This is a genomic window from Saccharopolyspora endophytica (genome assembly GCF_018070075.1).
In the GTDB taxonomy this organism is placed as follows: domain Bacteria; phylum Actinomycetota; class Actinomycetes; order Mycobacteriales; family Pseudonocardiaceae; genus Saccharopolyspora; species Saccharopolyspora endophytica.
In genome coordinates this window covers 541,500-562,776 of sequence record NZ_JAGPXE010000004.1, presented here as the reverse complement: position 1 = coordinate 562,776, position 21,277 = coordinate 541,500, and the positions used below count along the sequence as shown (strand labels likewise).

The 21,277-nt window shown below is 70.0% G+C and carries 22 protein-coding genes; 9 read left to right on the top strand and 13 right to left on the bottom strand.

Annotated elements, in window-relative coordinates; genetic code table 11:
* Nucleotides 1–2 precede the first annotated feature (2 nt).
* The 3 genes from KBO27_RS13200 (at nucleotide 3) to KBO27_RS13190 (ending at nucleotide 2,596) form a co-directional block, all read left to right on the top strand.
* Nucleotides 3–647, top strand: coding sequence for an alpha/beta fold hydrolase (locus KBO27_RS13200; RefSeq protein WP_210970248.1), 645 nt, complete (start codon nucleotides 3–5; stop codon nucleotides 645–647).
* Nucleotides 648–713: 66 nt separating this feature from the next.
* Complete coding sequence (locus tag KBO27_RS13195; RefSeq protein ID WP_210970247.1) at nucleotides 714–2,192, top strand: amidase; 1,479 nt, start codon at nucleotides 714–716, stop codon at nucleotides 2,190–2,192.
* Nucleotides 2,193–2,413: 221 nt separating this feature from the next.
* On the top strand, nucleotides 2,414–2,596 hold the full coding sequence (locus tag KBO27_RS13190) for a hypothetical protein (protein WP_210970246.1): 183 nt from the start codon (nucleotides 2,414–2,416) through the stop codon (nucleotides 2,594–2,596).
* 55 nt (nucleotides 2,597–2,651) lie between these two features.
* Here KBO27_RS13190 and KBO27_RS13185 read toward each other — a convergent pair whose 3' ends face one another.
* From KBO27_RS13185 to KBO27_RS13170, 4 genes are read right to left on the bottom strand one after another with little or no spacing between them, the layout of a single operon-like run.
* The gene (locus KBO27_RS13185) at nucleotides 2,652–4,004 is read right to left on the bottom strand and encodes an acetyl-CoA carboxylase biotin carboxylase subunit (protein ID WP_210970245.1); all 1,353 of its coding nucleotides are present in this window, start codon (nucleotides 4,002–4,004) and stop codon (nucleotides 2,652–2,654) included.
* The gene (locus tag KBO27_RS13180) at nucleotides 4,001–4,240 is read right to left on the bottom strand and encodes an acetyl-CoA carboxylase (RefSeq protein WP_210970244.1); all 240 of its coding nucleotides are present in this window, start codon (nucleotides 4,238–4,240) and stop codon (nucleotides 4,001–4,003) included. The genes KBO27_RS13185 and KBO27_RS13180 overlap by 4 nt, the downstream gene beginning before the upstream one ends.
* Before the next feature lie 20 nt (nucleotides 4,241–4,260).
* On the bottom strand, nucleotides 4,261–5,241 hold the full coding sequence (locus tag KBO27_RS13175) for a 5-oxoprolinase subunit C family protein (RefSeq protein ID WP_210970243.1): 981 nt from the start codon (nucleotides 5,239–5,241) through the stop codon (nucleotides 4,261–4,263).
* The gene (locus KBO27_RS13170; RefSeq protein ID WP_207918939.1) at nucleotides 5,238–6,131 is read right to left on the bottom strand and encodes a 5-oxoprolinase subunit B family protein; all 894 of its coding nucleotides are present in this window, start codon (nucleotides 6,129–6,131) and stop codon (nucleotides 5,238–5,240) included. The genes KBO27_RS13175 and KBO27_RS13170 overlap by 4 nt, the downstream gene beginning before the upstream one ends.
* Nucleotides 6,132–6,309: 178 nt before the next feature.
* On the opposite strand from KBO27_RS13170, the gene KBO27_RS13165 reads away from it, so the two are divergent.
* The gene (locus tag KBO27_RS13165) at nucleotides 6,310–7,080 is read left to right on the top strand and encodes a LamB/YcsF family protein (RefSeq protein ID WP_210970242.1); all 771 of its coding nucleotides are present in this window, start codon (nucleotides 6,310–6,312) and stop codon (nucleotides 7,078–7,080) included.
* 1 nt (nucleotide 7,081) lies between these two features.
* Here the strand turns inward: KBO27_RS13165 and KBO27_RS13160 are convergent, their stop codons facing one another.
* The gene (locus KBO27_RS13160; RefSeq protein ID WP_210970241.1) at nucleotides 7,082–8,014 is read right to left on the bottom strand and encodes a nitrilase-related carbon-nitrogen hydrolase; all 933 of its coding nucleotides are present in this window, start codon (nucleotides 8,012–8,014) and stop codon (nucleotides 7,082–7,084) included.
* Nucleotides 8,015–8,033: 19 nt separating this feature from the next.
* Nucleotides 8,034–9,317, bottom strand: a complete 1,284-nt coding sequence (gene gad, locus KBO27_RS13155) for a glutamate decarboxylase (RefSeq protein WP_281420737.1) — start codon at nucleotides 9,315–9,317, stop codon at nucleotides 8,034–8,036.
* Between the two features lie 263 nt (nucleotides 9,318–9,580).
* On the opposite strand from gad, the gene KBO27_RS34230 reads away from it, so the two are divergent.
* Complete coding sequence (locus KBO27_RS34230; RefSeq protein WP_281420736.1) at nucleotides 9,581–9,946, top strand: response regulator transcription factor; 366 nt, start codon at nucleotides 9,581–9,583, stop codon at nucleotides 9,944–9,946.
* On the opposite strand, the gene KBO27_RS13145 is transcribed toward KBO27_RS34230, so the two are convergent.
* The gene (locus KBO27_RS13145) at nucleotides 9,943–11,397 is read right to left on the bottom strand and encodes an APC family permease (RefSeq protein ID WP_210970239.1); all 1,455 of its coding nucleotides are present in this window, start codon (nucleotides 11,395–11,397) and stop codon (nucleotides 9,943–9,945) included. The two genes, KBO27_RS34230 and KBO27_RS13145, sit on opposite strands and share 4 nt — an antisense overlap.
* Before the next feature lie 252 nt (nucleotides 11,398–11,649).
* Between KBO27_RS13145 and KBO27_RS13140 the strand changes: the two genes are divergently transcribed.
* A complete protein-coding gene (locus KBO27_RS13140; protein ID WP_210970238.1) occupies nucleotides 11,650–12,258 on the top strand; it encodes a class I SAM-dependent methyltransferase in 609 nt (202 codons plus the stop codon).
* On the opposite strand, the gene KBO27_RS13135 is transcribed toward KBO27_RS13140, so the two are convergent.
* Genes KBO27_RS13135 through KBO27_RS13125 form a run of 3 tightly spaced genes read right to left on the bottom strand, consistent with a single transcriptional unit; the run spans nucleotide 12,242 to nucleotide 15,716 of the window.
* The gene (locus KBO27_RS13135; protein ID WP_210970237.1) at nucleotides 12,242–13,453 is read right to left on the bottom strand and encodes a CaiB/BaiF CoA transferase family protein; all 1,212 of its coding nucleotides are present in this window, start codon (nucleotides 13,451–13,453) and stop codon (nucleotides 12,242–12,244) included. The two genes, KBO27_RS13140 and KBO27_RS13135, sit on opposite strands and share 17 nt — an antisense overlap.
* Nucleotides 13,450–14,598, bottom strand: coding sequence for an acyl-CoA dehydrogenase family protein (locus KBO27_RS13130; protein ID WP_210970236.1), 1,149 nt, complete (start codon nucleotides 14,596–14,598; stop codon nucleotides 13,450–13,452). The genes KBO27_RS13135 and KBO27_RS13130 overlap by 4 nt, the downstream gene beginning before the upstream one ends.
* Nucleotides 14,598–15,716 (bottom strand): acyl-CoA dehydrogenase family protein, encoded by a 1,119-nt coding sequence (locus tag KBO27_RS13125; protein ID WP_210970235.1) that lies wholly within the window; start codon nucleotides 15,714–15,716, stop codon nucleotides 14,598–14,600. The genes KBO27_RS13130 and KBO27_RS13125 overlap by 1 nt, the downstream gene beginning before the upstream one ends.
* A gap of 152 nt (nucleotides 15,717–15,868) precedes the next feature.
* Here KBO27_RS13125 and KBO27_RS13120 point away from each other — a divergent pair, with 152 nt between their 5' ends.
* On the top strand, nucleotides 15,869–16,669 hold the full coding sequence (locus KBO27_RS13120; protein ID WP_210970234.1) for a crotonase/enoyl-CoA hydratase family protein: 801 nt from the start codon (nucleotides 15,869–15,871) through the stop codon (nucleotides 16,667–16,669).
* Nucleotides 16,670–16,777: 108 nt separating this feature from the next.
* Here the strand turns inward: KBO27_RS13120 and KBO27_RS13115 are convergent, their stop codons facing one another.
* Nucleotides 16,778–17,956 carry an NADH:flavin oxidoreductase gene (locus tag KBO27_RS13115; protein WP_210970369.1) on the bottom strand — a complete coding sequence of 393 codons (1,179 nt, stop codon included), beginning with the start codon at nucleotides 17,954–17,956 and terminating at the stop codon, nucleotides 16,778–16,780.
* 145 nt (nucleotides 17,957–18,101) lie between these two features.
* Here KBO27_RS13115 and KBO27_RS13110 point away from each other — a divergent pair, with 145 nt between their 5' ends.
* On the top strand, nucleotides 18,102–18,695 hold the full coding sequence (locus tag KBO27_RS13110; protein WP_210970233.1) for a TetR/AcrR family transcriptional regulator: 594 nt from the start codon (nucleotides 18,102–18,104) through the stop codon (nucleotides 18,693–18,695).
* 185 nt (nucleotides 18,696–18,880) lie between these two features.
* A complete protein-coding gene (locus KBO27_RS13105; protein WP_210970368.1) occupies nucleotides 18,881–19,543 on the top strand; it encodes a GntR family transcriptional regulator in 663 nt (220 codons plus the stop codon).
* Between the two features lie 192 nt (nucleotides 19,544–19,735).
* Here the strand turns inward: KBO27_RS13105 and KBO27_RS13100 are convergent, their stop codons facing one another.
* Both KBO27_RS13100 and KBO27_RS13095 read right to left on the bottom strand, forming a co-directional pair.
* Nucleotides 19,736–20,899, bottom strand: coding sequence for an NAD(P)/FAD-dependent oxidoreductase (locus KBO27_RS13100; RefSeq protein WP_210970232.1), 1,164 nt, complete (start codon nucleotides 20,897–20,899; stop codon nucleotides 19,736–19,738).
* Complete coding sequence (locus tag KBO27_RS13095) at nucleotides 20,899–21,234, bottom strand: bifunctional 3-phenylpropionate/cinnamic acid dioxygenase ferredoxin subunit (protein ID WP_132683435.1); 336 nt, start codon at nucleotides 21,232–21,234, stop codon at nucleotides 20,899–20,901. Before KBO27_RS13095 ends, KBO27_RS13100 begins: the two co-directional genes overlap by 1 nt.
* Between the last annotated feature and the right edge of the window lie 43 nt (nucleotides 21,235–21,277).

Genomic DNA, 21,277 nt, shown 5'->3' with positions numbered 1-21,277 from the left:
CGATGCCCGCGACCGCTCGTGACGGCGTGAAGCTCTGGTACGACGTCGAACCCGGTCCCCGGCCGGTGCTGCTCCTGCACGGGTTCGCCTCCGATTCGGAGCAGACGTGGGAGCGCACCGGCTGGCTCCGCGCGGTGGCCGATCGCGGCCACGTGGTCACCGACCTGCGCGGACACGGCCACAGCGACCGCGCCAAGACGGGCTACTCCCCCGACGATCTCGCCCGCGACGTCCTCGCCGTGCTCGACGCGGCGGAGGTTCCCGTGGTGGACGTGGTGACCTATTCGATGGGCGGCGTCGTCGGCTGGGCGCTGGCCCGGCTGGCTCGCGAGCGGGTTCGCGCGCTCGCGCTCGGCGGGATCGGCGGCGGCCCGGTCGAGCGCGAATCCATGCTCCGCGTCCAGCAGGCCCTCTCCGGCGAGGACCTCGGCCCCTGCGTCGAAGGCATGGCGGGCCAACGCCTCTCCGGCCGGCCCCCGGCACCCGTCCTGCTCGCAACGGGAGACGAGGACGACATCGCCGGGGACGCGCGCTCTTTCGCAGCGACGCTGAACGCCCCGCACGTCTCGCTGGGCCGCCGCAACCACTTCAACGCCGTGTCGAGCCGGGCCTTCAAGACCGCGGCCTTGGAGTTCTTCGACGGCTGAGACCGGTTTTCCGTTGCGGGAGCTGGGATTTTATGGCCTCCCCGGCATGCCGCTAGCGTCCGATCCATGGATGAGAACTTTCGGCCGGCCGGAGAGCTGGCGACCGCGTTGCGCGCTGGCGAGGTGTCCTCGGCGGAACTGACCGAGGCGGCGATCACCGCGATCGAGCGGCACGACGAGGAGATCAACGCGATCTGCGTGCCCGACTTCGATCGCGCCCGGGCGGCTGCGCGTGATGCCGACCAGGCGCTGCGCCGGGGCGAGGACCGGCCGCTGCTGGGTGTCCCGGTCACGGTCAAGGAGTGCTTCGACGTGGCCGGGATGCCCACGACCTGGGGCATGCCGCAGCACCGGGACTTCGCACCGGCCGAGGACGCGGTGCAGGTGTCGCGGCTGAAGGCCGCCGGTGCCGTGGTGCTCGGCAAGACCAACGTGCCGTTGGGCCTGCAGGATCTGCAGAGCTTCAACGAGATCTACGGCACCACCAACAACCCGTGGGATCACGGCCGCACGTCCGGCGGGTCCTCCGGCGGATCGGCGGCGGCTCTGGCGTCCGGGTTCGGTGCGCTGTCCATCGGCTCCGACCTCGCCGGCTCGCTGCGCACCCCCGCGCACTTCTGCGGCGTCCACGCCCACAAGCCGACGCTCGGGCTGGCGGCGACCCGCGGCATGGTCCCGCCGCCAGGCCCCGCCTTGCCGATCGACCACGATCTCGCCGTCGTCGGTCCCATGGCGCGCACCGCCCGCGACCTCACGCTCCTGCTCGACGTCATGGCCGGACCGGACCCGCTGACGCTCGGCAAGGCGCACCAGCTGACGCTGCCGCCCTCGCGCCACGATCGGCTCCGCGACTTCCGGGTCCTGGTCCTCGACGAGCACCCCTTCATCGCGACCAGCGCCGCGGTGCGAGCGGGCGTGAACCGGGTGGCCGACGCGCTCGTCGCCGGTGGCGCCCGCGTCGAACGGCACAGCCCCCTGCTGCCCGATCTCGCCGAAGCCGCGACGCTCTACACGCGCTTGCTCTTCTCCGGCTCCGCGGCGCGCTTTCCGATCGACACCTACGAGCAGCTGCGGTCCCGCGCAGCCGCCCTGAGCGCGGACGACCAGAGCCTCGACGCAGCACGACTGCGCGGGATGGTGCTGAGCCACCGCGACTGGATCGAGGTGAACCACCGTCGCGAACTCCACCGCCACGGTTGGCGGCAGCTGTTCGACGAGTTCGATGCCGTGGCGTGCCCGATCACGCCGACTCCCGCCTTCCCGCACGACCACAACCCGGATCTGCTGGACCGTCGGCTCGACATCGACGGCGTCGAGCACCCGTACTTCGACCAGCTCGTCTGGGCCGGTCTGGCGACGATGCCAGGCCTACCCGCCACCGCGATTCCCGCAGGCCGCTCCACCGAGGGCCTCCCGGTGGGAGTGCAGCTCATCGGTCCGACGCACGAGGACCGCACCCCGCTGCGCCTAGCCGAGCTGCTCGAAGAACACCTCGGAGGCTTCCAGCAACCGACCCGAGCCGAGGCGGAGCAACCACTGCGATAACACCTGAGGCACAACCGATTCCAACGACCCCTGACGCAGCGTCCCCCAGTCCCGCCAGACCCGTTCCCCAACCCCAGATCCAGCCGAGACCCGGACGCAGCGACACTCGCAACCCGGATTACTGCCGTATTCGGGTACCCGATTACCGCAGTATTCCGGTACCCGATTACGGCCGTATTCCGGTATCCGATTGCGGCGGTATTCAGGTCAACTCGGTCAGGGTGCTCCACCGCAAGGCGCGACGGACCGGGGTCGGGGAGCTCGGCCCGTTCTGGGTGAGCGGGCTGCTCGTCGCGTTAGCGCTGCTCGTCGCGTTAGCGCTGCTCGCCGCGTTAGCGCTGCTCGCCGCGCTCCCCCTGCGCACCGTCATCACGGCCCGCAGGGGCACCGACGTGCCCCGTTGACGCGTGCGAACGCCCCTCGGCCGCCGAGGGACGTTCGCACCCGCAAGCCGGTGGATCAGCGGCCCGTGCTGAGGTGCTGCTCCAGCCACAGGGTGTGGACCGGGCCCGCTGCCAGTTCCGGGTCGTTGGTGAGTTCTCGGTGCAGCGCTGCTGTGCTGGCCACGCCTTCCACGTGGAACTCGGTGAGCGCCTGCCGGGCTCGGGCGTAGGCCTGGTCCCGGTCCGCGCCCCAGCAGATGATCTTCGCGATGAGCGAGTCGTAGAACGGGCTGATCCGGTCGCCCTGCGAGATGCCCGTGTCGACCCGGACTCCGGGCCCTCCCGGCAGTCGCAGGACGGCGATCTCGCCTGGGGTCGGGGCGAAATCGCGCTCCGGGTCCTCGGCGTTGATGCGCAGTTCGACGGCCGCGCCACGACGCTCGATCGAGCCCTGGTCCATCGACAGCGGTTCGCCCGCGGCGATGCGCAACTGCTCCGCGACGATGTCCACGCCGGTGATCGCCTCGGTGATCGGGTGCTCGACCTGGACCCGCGCGTTCATCTCGATGAAGTAGAAGTTGCCGTCACCGTCGACCAGGAACTCGACCGTGCCCGCACCGCGGTACCCGACGTGCTCGGCCAGCCGCACCGCCGCGGCGGTGATGGCCTGCCGGGTCTCCTCGTGCAGCGACGGTGCCGGTGCTTCCTCGATGAGCTTCTGCCTGCGCCGCTGCACCGAGCAGTCCCGCTCGAAGAGGTGCACCACGTTGCCGTGGTCGTCGGCGAGGACCTGCACCTCCACGTGCCTGGCGTCGGCCACGGCGCGCTCCAGGTAGACCGCCGGGTCTCCGAACGCCGAACGCGCCTCCGCCTGCGCGGCGGGAAGTGCGTCCAGGAGACCTTCGAGGTCGTGGACCGGCCGGATGCCGCGCCCACCGCCGCCTGCTGCCGCCTTGAGCAGCAACGGGAATCCGATCTCCGCAGCCAGCCGGGGCACGTCGGCCGGATCCTCGATCGGATCGGTGCCGGGCACCACCGGCACACCGGCGGAAGCGGCCGCACTGCGCGCGGCCGCCTTGTCACCCATCTGCTCCAGGACCGCCGGTCGAGGACCGATGAACACCAGCCCCGCCTCGTCGATCGCCCTGGCGAAAGCGCCGCTCTCGGAGAGGAAGCCGTAACCCGGGTGCACCGCGTCGACCTCGGTGGCACGCGCCGCCTTGAGCAGCGCGTCCGGATCCAGGTACGACTTCTGCGCGGCGGAACGGCCGATGTGCACCGCATCATCGGCCATCCGAACCCATTTCGAGTGCTCGTCGGCGTCGGAGTAGACCGCCACCGCTTCGACACCCGCAACGTGGCACGCACGGATGATCCGAACCGCGATCTCACCGCGGTTGGCCACCATCACTCGCCGCAGGCCGCTCATACGTCATCGACCTCGAACATCGTCTGGCCGATGTCCACCTCGTCACCGTCGTCGAGCAAGATCTTGCTGACCCGGCACTCGCGGTCGGCCTTGACCTCGTTGAAGGTCTTCATCACCTCGATGAGCCCGATCGTCTGCCCGGACCGCACCACGGTTCCGGGCTCGATGTACGGGTCCGCTTCGGGCGATGGGCGCCGGTAGAAGACACCGGGCATCTGAGCATCCACTGTGGACATCGTTTCCCCCTCCGCCGGCTCTAGGCGCCGGCTACCGCCACCCGCGCTTTTTCAAGACGTGCACGCCGTTCCGACCGGGCGGCCACCGCACCATCGATGTCCACCCGCTCGAACTGCACCTTGCTGCCGGTCCTGGCCTGGGCCATCCGATCGCGGTCCACCGAGATCACGGTGCCGATGGTCGCGTACCCGCCACCGGTGACCGCGTCGTTGAGCAGCACGATCGGCTCGTCACCGCCGGGAACCTGCACCGATCCGACCGGGTAGCCGAGGTCGACGACGTTGGCCTGGTCGCTCCCCGCGCCGAACGGCTGCTCCCGCTCGACGAACTCCAGCGAGCCGCCGCGCAACCGGTAGCCCACCCGGTCGGCGTCCTTGGTGACCTTCCACTCCGTGGTGAGGAACGACTCCAGCGCTCGCTCGGTCAACCGGTAGGCGCACAACCCGACGACCAGGCGAAGGACGGTCGCGTCCGGGAACTCCGGGATGAGTTCGGCGGGGATCTCGGTGCCCAGCGCGGGCGATTCGACCGCCCCGCCGAGCGGGAGCCGGTCGCCGTCGACCAGCGCGCGGCCCTCGAAACCACCGATACCGGTGAGCATGTAGGTCGAGCGCGAGCCGAGGTAGAGCGGCACGTCCACCCCGCCGCTGATCGCGATGTAGGGCCGGGCGCCCGCGCGCACGGCCTTCACCGCCAGGACGTCCCCGGCCTTGATCCCCAGCGTCTGCCAGGTCGGCGCCGGTTCGCCGTTGATGGTGACGACGCTGTCGGCACCGGTGACCGCGACGCTGCGGGAATCGGTGAACTCCAGCTCCGGCCCGATGTAGGTCGCCTCCAGCACGGCGGCGCCGTCGGGGTTGCCGACCAGCAGGTTCGCGACCGCGTAGGAGTACTGGTCCATCGCGCCCGAAGGCGGCATGCCGATGGCGTACTGGCCGTCCCGGCCCGAGTCCTGGACCGTCGTGGACAGGCCGCTCGTGCGCACGATCAAGGAACTCATCTGTACAGCACCTCCAACAGCCCGCGGTTGACCGCGTCCGGGTCGGCGAGCAGTTCCGCCGGAAGGAGTTCCGCCTCGCGGATCCGGTAGCGGAACCGGCCCTCCTCGACCTCCACGCGCGTGCGGTCGTACTCGTCCCGGTCGATCGCCCGGTACCGCAGCACATCGCTGGGCCGCGGGAACGCGATGTCGTCAGCGAAGTCGGGAAGCCGCTGCGCCAGGTCGAAGACCGGCGCCGGGGCGATCCCGAACAGCTGGTACCCACCGGCTCCTCGCACCGGGTACACCACGGAGAACGCGCCGCCGTAGCCGAAAGCGCGCTCGGGCGTGTCGGTGCGCGGGCGCACGTACTTGGGCACCTCGATCTGCCGGTCGCGCGGAACCATCTGGTAGCAGAACGGAAGCCCCGGGACGAACCCGAGCATCGTGACCAGGAACGGCGCCGAGGTGATCGACTCGATCAGCGACGGCACATCGGAGAACCCGTTGATCCTGGCGGCGTATTCGAGGTCGGTGACCTCGGGGTCCTGGTGGCGATCGCGGAACCTCATCAGGGTTTCGCGCGTCCACGGGTCGTCGAAGAGCACCGGCACGTCCACGATCCGGGTGCTCACAGCGTCGTCGCTGCGCAGCTCGCCGGCCGTGCGCTCCAGTCGGCGCAGTTCCTCGACGAGTTCGGTCGGATGCAGACGATCCGGATCCAACCGAACGAGGTATGAAGCGTTCGACGGGCAGATGTCGATGACCCCGTCGATGTTCTCCCGGCGCAACGCGCCGGTGATGGCCATGGCCTTGAGATTGGCCTCCAGGCTCATCTCGCGGTCGATTTCGACGAAGATGAACTCATCCCCGCCGAATTCGTACCGAGCCGGTGGTAGTTGAACCTCCATCACGGTCACGGCGCACCTCCGCATCCCCCGACGAGTGCCAGTCGAGAATGCGCCGCAGGACGGCTCGACGCAGCGCGTCGGTCACCAATCGACCACCTTCGAGTGAGAGGATAGGCTGATTGATCTGCGTGCGCAATCACCGGAAACTAAGGTGGGCGCCCGGATCCGGAGGTGAGTCATGCGCACTCTCGTAGACCTCAACGCTGATGCCGGGGAGAGCTTCGGGCGGTGGCGTCTCGGTGACGACGCCCGCCTCATCCCCCTCGTGACGTCGGTGAACATCGCTTGCGGCTGGCACGCCGGGGACCCGGCGACGATGCAGCGGTCCGTCGAACTGGCACGCGACGGCGACACCGCCGTCGGCGCGCACCCCGGTTTCCCCGACCTCGCCGGTTTCGGCAGGCGGGCCATGGCTCTGAGCCCGGAGGACGCCGCGCGCGCCTGCCTGTACCAGTTCGGGGCACTGCAGGCGATCGCCGCTCGGTGCGGTGAGACCATCCGGCACGTCAAGCCGCACGGCGCGTTCTACGGGCTGACGCTCAAGGACGAGGGGGTCGCCGAAGCCATCGTGGAGGCCATCGCGACCGCGGCTCCCGGCGTGCGGATCGTGCTGCTGGCCGGACCCGTGTCCGAACGCCTCGCCGAACGCGGGTTCCCGGTGGTGCGGGAGGCCTTCGCCGACCTCGACTACGACGACTCCGGGCACATCATCATCGAACCGGAGCCGCTGCCGAAGTCGCCGCAGACCTGCGCGGACCAGGCGGAGGCCGTCCTGCGGGGCGAGGTGCGCTCGGTGACGGGCAACCCCATCCCGGTGGACGCCGACACGATCTGCCTGCACGGCGACCGGCCGAACGCGGTGGACATCGCGGAGGCGATCCGCGAGCGGTTCGCCTCCGCGGGTGTCCGTCTGGCCCCGATGGCCGAAGTGGCGGACGCTCGGGGCTGAATCAGCCTGCGGGCAGCAGCCTCTCGGATTCGGCCATCCGCGAATCGCTCAGGTGATCACCTTCCGGGCTGAACGGCGGCACCGCTTCCGGCAGGCAGTCGGCCAGCAGCAGCGAGTCCACCGCACGTTCCTCCGGGCCCGCGCTGACCACCGGGGAGCCGTCCGGCGCCCAGATGCCGGAGTTGCCCCGGTACTCCCACTGCCCGCGGTCGGACACCTCCCATCCGCGCCGGTTGGCGTAGGCAACGAAAACCCGCCAGACGGCGGCCATCGCGGGGATGATGTGCTCGGTGGCGTCGGGGTAGGCCACCAGCGTCGGGTTCCCGTTCTGGAGCGTGAAGTGCCGGTCGGCGGCCGTGGGACCGACGATCAGCCGCGCTCCCCGCCGCACCAGGCTCTGGTACAGCGGCGGGAACTCGCACTCGTAGCAGTTGAGCAACCCGACCGGGAACCCGTTCACCTGAACGACGGGCGGCAGGTCGTGCCCCGGCGTGAAGTTCACCCGTTCGGCGTCGCCGTAGAGGTGGGTCTTGCGGTAGTTGGCCTTGAGCTCTCCGTCGGCGACGAGGGCCACCGAGTCGTGCAGCGCATCGTTGGCGCCCCGTTCCACGTAGGGCAGGGCGACGGCGATCTCGTGCTGCGTGGACAGCTTCTTGGCCAGTTCGACACTCCTTCCGTCACTCGGCTCGGCGAGCTGCTCGCAGAGCTCACGGTTGAGCGCGTAGCCGGTGTTGAAGCATTCGGGGAAGGCGCACAGCTGGCTGCCGTAGCCGGCGGCGAGCGCCAACACCTCCTCCATCCGGAGGAGGTTCTCCGCCACCGCCTCGGGCGTTCCCGAGGGGTTCTCGCCCTGGAACAGCGCGAGGCGAATCCCGGTGCCGGCCCGCGGTGGTTCGCGGTCGGTCAACCGGCTGACGATTCGGACGGGACGCATGGATGTTCTCCTTTTCCGATCAGTTCGCGTGGGAAACGAATTCCTCGACGGCGGTCGCGAGGTTCTCGACCGCTTCCGACGTGAGATCACCGCGCACGACGATGCGCATCACCTCGACGTCGTCGAGCTTGGGCGGGAAGGTGTAGACGGGTACGGACCAGCCGATGTCGGCCAGTCGCTTGGACACCTCCCGCAGGTCGACCGGTGGTTCCGCGGTCACCACGACCACGGGTAACTCGCTGCCGTCGCCCAGCACCCGGAGCCGTCCGGTCGCCTGCAACCGCGTGGCCAGCCGCTGCGCGAGCGACCGGGACCGGGCGTGCACGGCGCGGAAACCGGCGAACCCGAGGCGCACGAAGTTGTAGTACTGGATGACCACGGGGGCCGCCGACCTGGAGAAGGTCAGCTCGTAGTGGGCGTCGTCGCCGCCGAGGTAGTTGATCCGAACCCCCAGTTCGGGACGGCGACGGCTGCGGTCCCGCCAGAGCAACCAGCCCAGGCCCGGCAGCACCATGCCGGACTTGTGACCGGAAGCGTTGATCGAGACCACTCGCGGGATCTGGAAGTCCCAGAGCAGCTCGGGATCCAGGAACGGCGCGATGAACCCGCCCGATGCGGCGTCGACGTGCAGCGGAACGTCGATACCGCGCTGCTCCTCCAGCTGGTCCAGCCGCTCGGCGATCTCGGCGATGGGTTCGTAGCGGCCGTCCAGAGTGGACCCCAGGATCCCGACGACTCCGATGGTCCGCTCGTCGCAGAGTCGCTCGACCGCGCTGCCGTCGAGCGCGGGTCCATCGCCGGTCGCCGGGGCGACGCGCGCCTCCACCCCCCAGTGGCGGCAGAACTTCTTCCAGCAGGCGTGCGCGCCGGCCCCCATGACGATGTTCGGCCGGGTCAGCCGATCTCCGGTGCGGTCCTGCCAGGCCCGCAGCAAGGACGCACCGGCGAGCATCGCCGCCTCGCTGGACCCGGTGGTGGCACTGCCCACGACCTCGCTCGCATCTCCGTGCCACAGCGCACCGATGATGTCGACGCACTCGCGCAGCAGCGCGTCGATGGCCGGGTACTGCTCTCGGTCGACGAGGTTGTAGTTCAGGTACTCGCGGTACAGCCGGTGAGCCTCCGGTTCGATCGATGTGGTCAGGAAGGTCGCGAGGTTGCGCTCCGGCGGGCCGTCTCCGCTCAGCCTTTCCGTGACGGCGTTGAAAGCCTCATCCGCATCCATTCCGAATAGAGGGATACCGCCCCGAAGTTGCGTCGAGCAACCCGACGATTCCTCGAACGCCTTCGGCAAAGCAGACATCGTCGAATGCTCCTGTTCCTGGTTGTGTGCGAAACACGATCAACGCTACGACCAGGCAGGACCCAGGTGCCATGAACAATTCGCCCCAGATCATCCGAACTAGTTCCAGGCCGCTCGGACTGGTCCACACGGGGCAATTCCCCACTCATACGAGGGATTCGCGGACAGGGTCGTAATTCGCGCGTAATGCTGTGGCGAAATGGGAAGTAGGAAAGGACGGGTGCAGGGTGCCCCCGGACGATCCGCCCGAGTGGAGGCATTTCATGGCCCGTTCCTCTGACCGGGCTCTGGACCGGGCGATCACCGCGTTGCTGCACGAGGCCGTCGAGCACTCGCGTGCGATGCGTCAGGTTCTGAACCAAGTCGGTCAGTTAGCTTCATTAAGGATCAACATGCTCGAATCATCGGACTCCTCCGAAACCACGCTGACCGAGGTGCTTTCACCGCTGACCAAGCGGGAGCGCGAGGTCCTCGATCACCTCGCTCGCGGCTGCTCCAACCGGCAGATCGGACGATCACTGGGGATATCCGAACGCACGGTCAAGAATCACCTCCGAAACATCTTCACGAAACTCGGTGTGGGCGACCGGACTTCGGCCGTCGTGAAGGCACTGGGCCGCATGGGCTAGCTCGTGGGAGTGGTACCGCCGAACCGCTCCAGGTCGGCGTCCAACCCCTCGTACACCTCCGGGCGCCTCGCCCGGAGGTGTGCCGCGTGGGCGAACCCGCCGAGCGCGGCGACCGGCAGCAGCCACGGCAGTGCGGTCACGTAGGAGGCCTCGGATCCGGCCAGCAGTCCGAAATTGGCCACAGCCATCACCGAAATCGAGAGCAGGCCGAGGAAACCGAGCCCGGGTGCCACCAACGTGGACCACACCCGGGGATCGGCCGCGCGCCGGAAGTGCACGACGATCGACAGCGCCGCCAGCGCCTGCAGCACGATGATGCACAGCGTCCCGAAGCCGACCATGACCGGTACCAGCGTGGTGATCACGTCGAGCCCGAACGCGGCGAACGCCCCGGCGACCACGGCGGCGAACCCCGCGTTGACCGACAGCGCCCGCTGCGGCACGCCGTTGTCGCGGGTGCGCGCCAGCCCGCCGGGCAGCACTTCCGCGCGGCCGAGGGAGAACAGGTAGCGCCCGGCGACGTTGTGGAAGGCCAGCTGCGCGGCGAACAGGCTCACCACCAGCAGCACCACCACGACCCCGAGGAGGAACCCGCCCAGGTACTCATCGATCAGCGCGAACAGCAGGTCGCCGTCGGCCAGGTGCTGCTCGGCGACGCGCTGAGCGTCGGCCACGCCGACCGCGCTGACCACGGCCCACACCGTCACCCCGTGGATCAGCCCGATCAGCGCGATCGCGAGGTAGGTGGCGCGCGGGATGGTGCGTTCCGGTCGCCGGGCCTCCTCGCTGAACAGCGATGTCGCTTCGAAGCCCAGGAAGGCGGTGGACGCCAGCAGCAGGCCGACGGCCGGCGCTCCTCCGGTGATGGCCTCGACGCTGAACGCGTCGAAGCTGAAGCCGGTTCGGATCAGCACCGAGGCGCTGAAGGCGACGAGCACGAGGACTTCGAGCACGAGCGCGATGCCCAGAGCCCTGGCGCTGATGCTGATCCCCGATCGGGCGAACAGGAACGCGGCCAACATGATGACCAGGGCGCTGAGGTACCAGTGCACATCGATCCCCAGCAGGTCGGCCAGCGCCGACGACGTGTAGAACCCGGCCGTGCCCATCGCTCCGGCGACGAAGAAGTTGTAGCCCGTGGTGGCGATGAACCCGGCCACCAGACCCGCGGGCCGGCCCAGTCCTCGCACCACGAACGCGTAGAACCCGCCCGCGCTGACGACCTCCCGCGACATCTGGGCGTAGCCGACCGCGAACAGCAGCAGCACGACCGCCACGGCCAGGTAGGCGACGACGGTTCCACCGCCACCGCCGAGCCCGATCGCCAGGCCCGCGACGACGATGGCGGCGGTCAGCGGCGCGACCGCCGCCAGCACCAGGAACACCACTCCGGCGGTGCCCAGCTGATCCGGCACGAGCCTGCTCGACGATTCGGCGCTGGACGTGGCCACATCAGCTCCTTCCAACCGAGCGGGATCAGGCGAGGGGAGGTGGCGGGCGGATCTCGCCGAGCAGAGCGCCACCGTCCGACAGAGTCGACCAGGCACCCGATCAGTTCAATACGGCAAGGAGGTGGTTGTCGGATCGCGGGGGCGGGGGCGCGCCCCCGCTGCGCTCGACGCCGGCCGGCCCCCTCCGAGCGGAGAGGCTCCGACCCGTCGGGCCGTGAGCCCCGCGTCGCTGCGGCGCTGCACAATGGGGGCATGGTCGAGCAGAGCGTGTGGATGCAGAAGGTGGCGGCTGACCCGGGACATTCCGCCTGGTACATCGGCCGGATGCGCGGTCTGGCCGAGGCCGGTGAGGACCTCGCGGGTGAGGCTCGGCTGATCGACTCGATGGCCGCGCGCGGCTCGCGCATCCTCGACGCCGGGTGCGGCCCGGGCCGGGTCGCCGGCGCCCTCGCGGCGGCCGGTCACGACGTGGTCGGTGTGGACGTCGACGCGGCGCTGATCAAGGCCGCCGAGGAAGACCACCCGGGGCCGCGCTGGATCGTCGACGACCTCGCGGAACTCGACCTCGCAGCGCACGGCATCAACGAACCGTTCGACGTGATCGTGTGCGCCGGGAACGTGATGACCTTCCTCGCCCCGAGCACGCGTCGCACCGTGCTGCAGCGGTTCCGCGAGCACCTGGCGCCGCGAGGCCGGGTGGCCATCGGGTTCGGGACCGGACGCGGGTACGAACCCGACGAGTTCTTCGCCGACGTGGAGGCCGCCGGGCTCACGCAGGACGTCGCCCTGGCCACCTGGGACCTGCGCCCGCGCCGAGCGGACTCGGACTTCCTCGTCGCGATCCTCAGCCCGGCCGGGTGATCTCGTCGGTGCGGAGCACTCCCGCGTCGACGAGGCGTTGCACGTCCTCCTCGGCGATCCCGGCTTCCGCCAGGACCTCTCGGGAGTGCTGGCCCAGCAGCGGGGCCGGTCGCGGTGGTGGCGGGGGCGTTCCGAAGTCGATCGGTCGCCGGGCCAGCCGGACCGGGCCCACGCCCGGCTGATGGACGGTCTGGAAGAAGTCGGTCGCCACCAGCTGCGGATCCGCGAAGAGGTCTTCGATCGAGTTGACCGGCCCGTGCGGGATGTCGGCGCGTGCGAACGCCGCGCTCCACTCCGCCGAGGTGCGGTGGACCATCTCCTCGGCCAGCAGCGCGTAGAGCTCGTCGATGTGGGTCGTGCGGGCGCCGATGTCGTGGAAGCGCGGGTCCTCGGCGAGCTCCGGGCGGCCGATCAGGTCGAAGAACGCGATCCAGTGCTTGTCGGCGTACATCATGACGGCCAGGTGACCGTCCGCGGTGGCGTACGGGCGCCGGTGCGCGGAGTCGGTCCTCGGGTAGCCGGTGGGGCCTGATGGCGGGTCGGTGAGCCAGCCGCCCTGCCGGTCGAGCAGCATGAACGACGCCATGCCCTCGAACATCGGGACCTCCACCGAGCGGCCGGCACCGTCGATCTCGCGAGCGCGGAGGGCGGCGCAGGTGGCCGCGGCACCGTAGAGGCCCATCACCTTGTCGGACGCCGCCGAGCGCCAGTACTCCGGCTCACCGCCCGCGGCGGCCTGGGCGTCGGCGATGCCGGAGGCCGCCTGGATCACGTCGTCGTAGGCGGGGCGGTCGGCGTGCGGGCCGTGCCTGCCGTAGCCGCGGAACGCGCACAGCACCAGCGCCGGGTTGACCTCGCGCAGGTCGTCCCAGGTCAGTCCGAGCCGGGCCGCCGCCGGCGGGCGGATGTTGTGCAGCAGCACGTCGGCATCGCGCACCAGCGCGTGCAGCACGTCGCGGGCGTCGTCGCTCTTGAGGTCGACGGCGAGGGAGCGCTTGCCCCGGTTGGCGTTGACGAAGATCGGCCCCGCGCCGGCTCCCGAGGTGTCGCCGACTCCCCGCACCTGGTCGCCGCGCAAGGATTCGACCTTGACGACGTCGGCGCCCCACTCGGCGAGGACCTGCGCCGCATAGGGCCCCATGAACACCGTGGACAGGTCGAGGACCCGCACACCGGCCAGCAGTTCCCCGCTCATCGGTGACCTCCCGGGAGGCTGGGCGTGTCGGCCGGGCCGCCGAGGACGACGTCCCACAGCGACGAGGTCCTCGTGGTCTCACCGAGGAAGCGGTCCCAGTCGCGGGTGGTGCCGAACTCGCCTCGCCAGTCGAGCGCGGGCAGCGTGAACAGCTGCAACGGGTGCTCCTGGGTGGTGCCGATCGCGCCGTGGACCTGGTGGGCGTTGCGCACGACGACCGACACCGCATGTCCGGCGCAGGACCGCGCCGCCGCGACCTTGACCGCCGAGAGCGCACCGGTCTCGGCCGCGTCCAGCACCGCCGCGTCCACAGCAGCCCGCGCCAGCGCTGCTTCAGCGGCGGCTTCGGCCACCAGGTGCTGCACGGCCTGGAACTTCGCGATCGGACGCCCGAACTGCACCCGGCTCCGGCTGTGCTCCACGCAAAGCCGAACCACCGCGTCCAACGCCCCCACGACCTGCACCGCCCGGGCCACAGCCCCCCGCAGCACCAACTCGTCCAGAACCCCCGCCCCCACCTCCACGACCCCAGGAGGCTCCTCGACCCCCCGCATCTCCCCCCGAGGCAGCCCGGACCGGGCACCCGGATTACTCCCGTAATCAGGTCCCTGATTACGGGAGTAATCCGGGTCCGGAGGACCGCTGTGGTCGGGTCCCCGATTACGGCCGTTTTCGGGGTCCTGATTACGGGAGTAATCCGGGTTTGGTGGGGAGGGGGTTTCGGCTACGGCGCAGGTGCCGTTGGGGCGGCGGAAGAGGAGGACCGCGGGGACTTGGCCGAGCCAGGGGACCGCGCGGGCTGTTCCGTCGGGTTCGACGATCGCCAGGGTCAGCGGCGTTGTCGGGTCGTCCGCGGGGGTTCCGGCGGTGCGGAGGAGCCAGTGGGCCAGCAGGTCGCTTTCGGCGAACGGGAGATGTCGTGCTGCTGCTGCTGCGCTTTCGCTCAGGAGGGCTGCTGCTTCGAGCCAGCCCGCGCCCGAACCGCCCTGCTGCTCGGGGGCGGTCAGGGCGGTGAAACCGAGTCGGCTCAAGCGTTCCCACAGCTGCGCGTCGAAGCCGCCGGTGGTCTGGTCGAGCCGGTCGTGGAGATCGCCGGCGAGCACCTCGCGCAGCACGTCGCGCAGCTCCGGGTCGACGGTGGTCATCAGCGCATCCCCAATCCGCGTGCGATGACGCCTCGCAGGATCTCGTTCGTCCCGCCGCGCAGCGTGAACCCGGGCCGCTGCTGCACGGCCCGGCGGGTGAGCGCGGCGACGTCGCCGGTCTCACCGGATGGGGTCTCGAGGTCGGCCAGCTCGGCGATGTCGCCTTCGAGGACGGTGCCGAGCACCTTCACCAGCGCTGCGGGAACGTCCGGCCGGTCGCCGCGCTGGAGCGCGGCGGCGATGGACAGCGACATCTGGTGCAGCCCGGCCAGCCTGCCGGTGATCCTGCCCGCTTCGGCCGATTCCACGCTTCCCACCAGGGATTTCGCCAGCTGGTAGGTGGACAGGAACCGCTCCGGCCCGGAGCGCTCGAACGCCAGCTCCGAGGTGACCTGGTGCCAGCCCGCCCCGATCTCCCCCACGACGTGATCGTCGGGCACCACCACCTCGTCGAGGTGGACCTCGTTGAAGTGGTGCGACCCGTTCGCCGAGATGACCGGCCGGATCTCCACGCCCGGGGAGTCCAGCCGCACCAGCAGCTGGCTCAGCCCGCCGTGGCGGTCCTCCCCCTGCGGGGTGGTGCGGACGAGCGCGATGAAGGCGTCCGCGACGTGCGCTCCGGACGTCCAGAGCTTGGTGCCGCGCACCCGCCAACCGCCGTCGATCCGTTCCGCCCGCGTGCGCACGCCGGCCAGGTCGGAGCCCGAATCCGGCTCGCTCATCCCGATCGCGAAGAACACCTCGCCGGTCACGATGCGCGGCAGGTACTCCCGCTTGAGCCGCTCGTTGCCGAAGCGCAGCAGGTTCGGCGCGACCTGCCGGTCGGAGATCCAGTGCGCGGCGACCGGCGCACCGGCCGCCAGCAGCTCCTCGGTGACCGCGAACCGCTCCAGGAACGTCCTGCCGTGGCCGCCGTACTCGGTGGGCACGGTCATGCCCAGCCACCCCCGCTCGGCGAGCGCGCGCGTGAAATCCACGTCCCACCCGCTCAACCAGCTGTCCACGGTCGGCTCGAAGGCGCCCGCGGCGACCTGCTCGGCGAGGAAAGCCCGCACCTCCCGGCGCACCGCGCCCAGCTCCTGGTCCTCGCGAACGGGCGGCGGCATCAACGACGGCATCGGCCACTCCTGCACTGGATCCGGAACGGTTGCGCTCACCACGTAACCGGCACGCACGTCCCAGGTCAACGGGCCTTGCCGATGACCTGGTGGCGCACGTGCACGTAGGGTGTCGCCGAGTCAGGCCCGGCTGCTTTGGAGGAACGCTTCTCATGTCCGATGTGCTGCTGGTCGAGCGCGCCGATCACGTGGAGACCTGGACGATCAACCTGCCCGATCAGCGCAATCCGATCTCCGGTGCGGACCTGATCGAGGCGTTCGAGGACAACGCGCGGCGGGTGCAGCAGGACCTCGACGTGCGGTGCGTGGTGCTCACCGGAGCGGGCAAGGCGTTCTCCGCCGGCGGCAACGTCAACGACATGCGGGAGAAGGCCGGCATGTTCAGCGGCAGCCCGTGGGAGATGCGCAACGGCTACCGCGACGGCATCCAGCGGATCCCGCTGGCCCTGTCCGAGTGCGAGGTCCCGATGGTCGCCGCCGTCAACGGACCCGCCGTCGGAGCCGGGTGCGACCTGGCCATGATGTGCGACCTGCGGGTGGCCTCCACCAATGCTTGGTTCGCCGAGTCCTTCGTGCAGCTGGGCATCATCCCCGGCGACGGCGGAGCCTGGTTCCTCACCCAGGCCATCGGCCCGCAGCGCGCGGCGGAGATGGCGCTCACCGGCGACCGCGTCACGGCCGCGAAGGCTCTCGAGTGGGGCATGGTCGCGCACGTCGTCGAGCCGGAGCAGCTGCTCGACGAAGCCCGCGCGCTGGCTGCCCGGATCGCCAAGAACCCGCCGCACGCCACCCGGATGGCCAAGCGGCTGCTCAAGGAGTCCCGCACCAACGACCTGCGCCACGTGCTGGAGCTCTCGGCCACCATGCAGGCCCTCTCCCACCACACCGCCGACCACGCCGAAGCCATGAACGCCGTGCTCGACAAGCGCCCGGGCCACTTCGAGGGCCGCTGACCAGCACGCCACTGCCATCCCGGATTTCAGTGGAAATCGGGTCCCCGAGTTCCACTGAAGACCGGCCCCCGAATTCCACTGAAATCCGGTTCGCGGGTTCCGCTGGAATCAGGGTTGGGGTGGGTTGTCCGGGGTCAGGACGCAGCGGGAGCCGGTGAAGATGGTGACCATGCAGCGGTTGTTGTGGTTGCACAGCGACCGGGTGCCGGAGTCCGCGGCGATGCGGTTGATCAGGTCGGGTTCGCGGAGGAGGGCCCGGCCCATCGCCACGAACTGGAAGCCCTCCCGCATCGCGGTGTCCATGATCTCCCGGTTGGTGACGCCTCCGAGCAGCACCATCGGCAGGTCCACCGCCGCGCGGATCTGGCGGGCGTCGTCCAGCAGGTAGCCGTCCTGGTAGGGGTATTCGCGCAAGAACCTGCTGCCGACCAGCTTCACGCCGGTGCGGATGGGTTCGCGCATCACCGAGGCGAACTCGCGGACCGGTGCGTCGCCCTTGAACAGGTACATCGGGTTGAGCAGCGAACTGCCCGCCGTCATCTCCAGCGCGTCGACGGTGCCCTCGGCCTCCAGCCACTGCGCCACCGCGATCGCCTCGTCCAGCCAGAACCCGCCGGGCACACCGTCATCCATGTTCAGCTTGGCCAGGATCGCGATCCGGTCGCCGACCGCTTCACGGACGGCGCGCATGATCCGCAGCGCGAACCGGGCCCGGTTCGCGAGACTTCCGCCGTAGGAGTCGGTGCGCTTGTTGAGCTTGGGGCTGAGGAACGAGCTGGCCAGGTAGTTGTGTCCCAAGTGGATCTCGACGGCGTCGAAACCGGTTGCCACGGCCATTCTCGCGGCGTCGCCGTGCGCTTGGACGACCCGGTCGATGTCGGCCGGCGTCGCGGCCTTGACCGGGCGCAACGATTGCAGGCTCAGCGATCTGCTCGGCCCGAGCGCGGGCAGCTTCGTCTTGGTGGAGTCGGCGACCGGCCCGGAGTGGCCAACCTGCGCGGAGATCGCAGCGCCCTCGGCGTGCACGGCTTCGGTCAACCGCCGCAGGCCTGGGACGGCCTCGTCGCGCCAGACGATCTGGTGCCCGTCGGTGCGCCCCTCGGGTGAGACCGCGCAGTAGGCGACCGTGGTCATGCCGACACCACCGGCCGCGTGCCGCACGTGGAAGTCGATCAGCTCGTCGGTGACCAGTCCGCGACGAGCCCTCTTCTCGTAGGTCGCGGCTTTGAGCACCCGGTTGCGCAGCCGCAACGGCCCCAGCACAACCGGGGCGAGCACGTCGGGCATGACCTTCTCGCGCATCGCTTCGTCCTCACCTCGTCGGAAGTCCAGCGTTGCGATCGGCACCCTACCAGCATTTTGTCGCATCGCGCCAAAACTTCTGACCAGCGGTTGACCAGCGCGGAGACCTCGGTCGACTATCGTCGGCGAGGTGAGCAACAGCGACGCCTCCGCACCGCAGCGCGGCCGCCCGACCGTGCTCGACCGCGCCGCCATCGCCACCGAGACCTTCCGGCTCTGGACCGAGCGCGGCTACGACGACGTGGGCTGGAAGGACATCGCCGAGGCCACCGGCATCAGCGTCCGCACGCTCGTCCGGCACTTCGCGCGCAAGTCCGACATCGCATGGATCGGCGTGCCCGTCGCCACCCGCCGGCTGCGCGACGCCCTCGACGACACGCCCGCGGACGCCCCCGTCAGCGACGCCGTCCGCCGCGCGATCGTCGCGTCCATTTCGGACGATCCGATGACACCCGCAGGCCCCGACTGGATCCGCGTCGTGTGCGCCGAACCCGAGATCGCGGGCACCGCCCCCACCGCCTACCGGCCCTGGATCGCCGAACTCGCCCGCTTCATCGAGCACCGCGTCACCGGCATCACCCCCGCCGCCGCCTCCGCCCTGGCCAGCGGGTACCAGGCGGCCACCTTCGCCGCCCTGGTCGCCTGGAGCGAGAGCGGATCCCACGAGCGCGCGGCCGCGGCGGCGGACGAAGCCCTCACCTGGCTGTCGATCCCCGCGCGGTGAAGCCGCACGGCGAATCCGGATCGATTCTCGTGAATCGCAAGTCCGGCGCCGCGGAAATCACAATTCAGAATGATTTCACCGCGCACTCCAAAAACTTCGAATGATGCCGGAATTCTTTCTGCTATACTACTGATGTACCAGAATTCGATGTGTCAGAACTCCGTTCTGATGAAGTCGGGGCGATGATGACTGCTGCGAGCGAGGAGCAACCGGGCAACCTGTCCATGGCGGAGAAGGCCTACCTGGCGATCAGAGACCGGCTGATCATGCTGGACATCCCGCCGATGACGGCCATCGACGACGCGGCGCTGGCGCGCTCGCTGGAGATCGGCCGCACCCCTGTGCGCGAGGCGCTCAAGCGCCTGGAGATCGACCGGCTCGTCGTGTCCTACCCGCGCCGGGGAACCTTCGCCACGGCCGTGGACATCACCGACCTGGCCTACATCTCCGACCTGCGCGTGCACCTCGAACCGCTGGCCGCCCGGCGAGCCGCGGAGATCGCCTCGGACGCCGATCTGGAGGAGATCGGCGGCCTCGTCGACCAGCTCGACGGCATGGACTTCCGCTCGATGGCGCGCGACGAGGTCATGCGCTGGGACCTGCACGTGCACCGCACGATCTACCACGCCGCGGGCAACCCGCACCTCGAAGACACCCTCATCCGCTACGACAACCTCGCGACGCGGATCTTCTGCGTCTTCCTGGACCGCATGCAGGACTTCGACAGCCACGTCATGGAGCACTCGGCACTGCTGCGAGCCATCGGATCGCGCAAGCCGGACAAGGCGGAACAGCTGGCCAGGGAGCACGTCCTCAACTTCGACAAGGCGATGCGCTCCCTGGTGTAGCTGACGCCAATTGCTGTGGGGCCCTGCTTGGCGGTGCAGGTGGTGGAACCTCAGACGCCGTCTGGGTCCGGGCGCCACTCCTGATGTATGCCAATACACGGCGTCGCGGCGTCCTCCCCAGACGACGTCTGAGAACCCGCGGCGGTGCAAGCTGAGTCCCGCACCTGAAACACGGACTGCCCCACAGCTGCCTTATAGGCGCTGTGCGAGCTTGCGGCGCCATTGGCCGAAGGGCCGGGCGCGATCGACCGCGAGCACGCCGACGGGCTCTTCCGCCGCGTCGAGGTAGAGGGCGAGGAAGTCGCCGGATTCGGGGTCGCCCTCCTCGATCTGGACGGTGCAGTCCTCGGTGCGGTGGCCGGCGAACTGGATCTTGTGGCCGTACTGGTCGGACCAGAAGTAGGGAACCGCGTGGTGCGCGGGCGCCGAGTGCTCCCGGCCGAGCAGCGCCGCCACCGCGGCGGCCGGTTGTTGCAGCGCGTTGGTCCAGTGCTCCAGCCGCATCGGACGCTCGGTGTAGTCGCGGTAGGAGTGCGCGCAGTCGCCCGCTGCCACGACCTCCGGCACCCCGGTCCGGCCGCGCGCGTCGGTGCTGACGCCGTGGTCGACGTCGAGCCCGGACCCGGCGAGCCATTCGGTGTTCGGTTCGGCCCCGATGCCGACCACGACCACGTCCGCGGGCAGCTCCCGCCCGTCGGACAGCCGCACCCCGGTCACGCGGGACTCGCCCAGCAGCTCGGCGACGCCGGACAGCGGGTGCACCCGGACGCCGTTGCGGGCGTGCAGCCGAGCGCACACCTCACCCATGTCTGCTCCCAGCGCTCGTCGCAGCGGAACCGGGCCGTTGTCGACGACGTCGACCTCGCACCCGAGCGCGACCGCCGTCGAGGCGACCTCGGCGCCGATGAACCCGGCGCCGACCACCACCAGCCGCGCTCCGGCGACCAGCTCCGCGCGCAGCGCCCGCGCGTCGTCCAGGGTCCGCAGGGTGTGCACGCCCCGGAGCTGCTTTCCGGGCAGCTGCCGCGCCCGCGCGCCGGTGGCCAGCACGACGCCGTCGGTGCCGATGCGGGTGCCGTCGGCGAGCACGACCGCGCGACCGGCCGTGTCGAGCGCGTTCGCGGGCTGCCCGAGGCGCCAGTCCACGTCGAGCTCGTCGTCATCGGAGTCGGTGAGCCGGATGTCGGCCTCGTCGATCGCCCCCGCCAGGAACTCCTTGGACAGCGGCGGCCGGTCGTAGGGGCGGTGCGGCTCGTCGCCGACCACCGCGATCTCGCCTTCGAAACCCTGCTCGCGCAGCGCGCGGACCGCCGAGAGCCCGGCCAGGGACGCGCCGACGACCGTGATGTGGCGCATCAACCGACCTCCTCCGCGACGGTGCTGCCGACGCGAGTCGACTCGTGCACGTAGACCATCCCGTCCTCGACGGTGACGGCGTGCGTGCGGACCGGCTTCTTGGCGGGCGGGCCGCTGGGCATTCCCGTGCGGAGGTCGAAACAGGCGGCGTGCAGCGGACATTCGACCGCGCAGCCCTCCAACCATCCGTCGGACAGCGACGCGTCCTGGTGCGAGCAGGTGTCATCGATCGCGTAGAGCTCCCCGTCGACGTTGAACACCGCGATCGCCACCTCGCCGTGCACGCGGACCGACTCCCCCGGCGGCAGGTCGAGCAGCTCACCAACCAAGATCATTACGCCTCCTGTTGCAGATAGCGGAACACCGCGTGCTATGCGC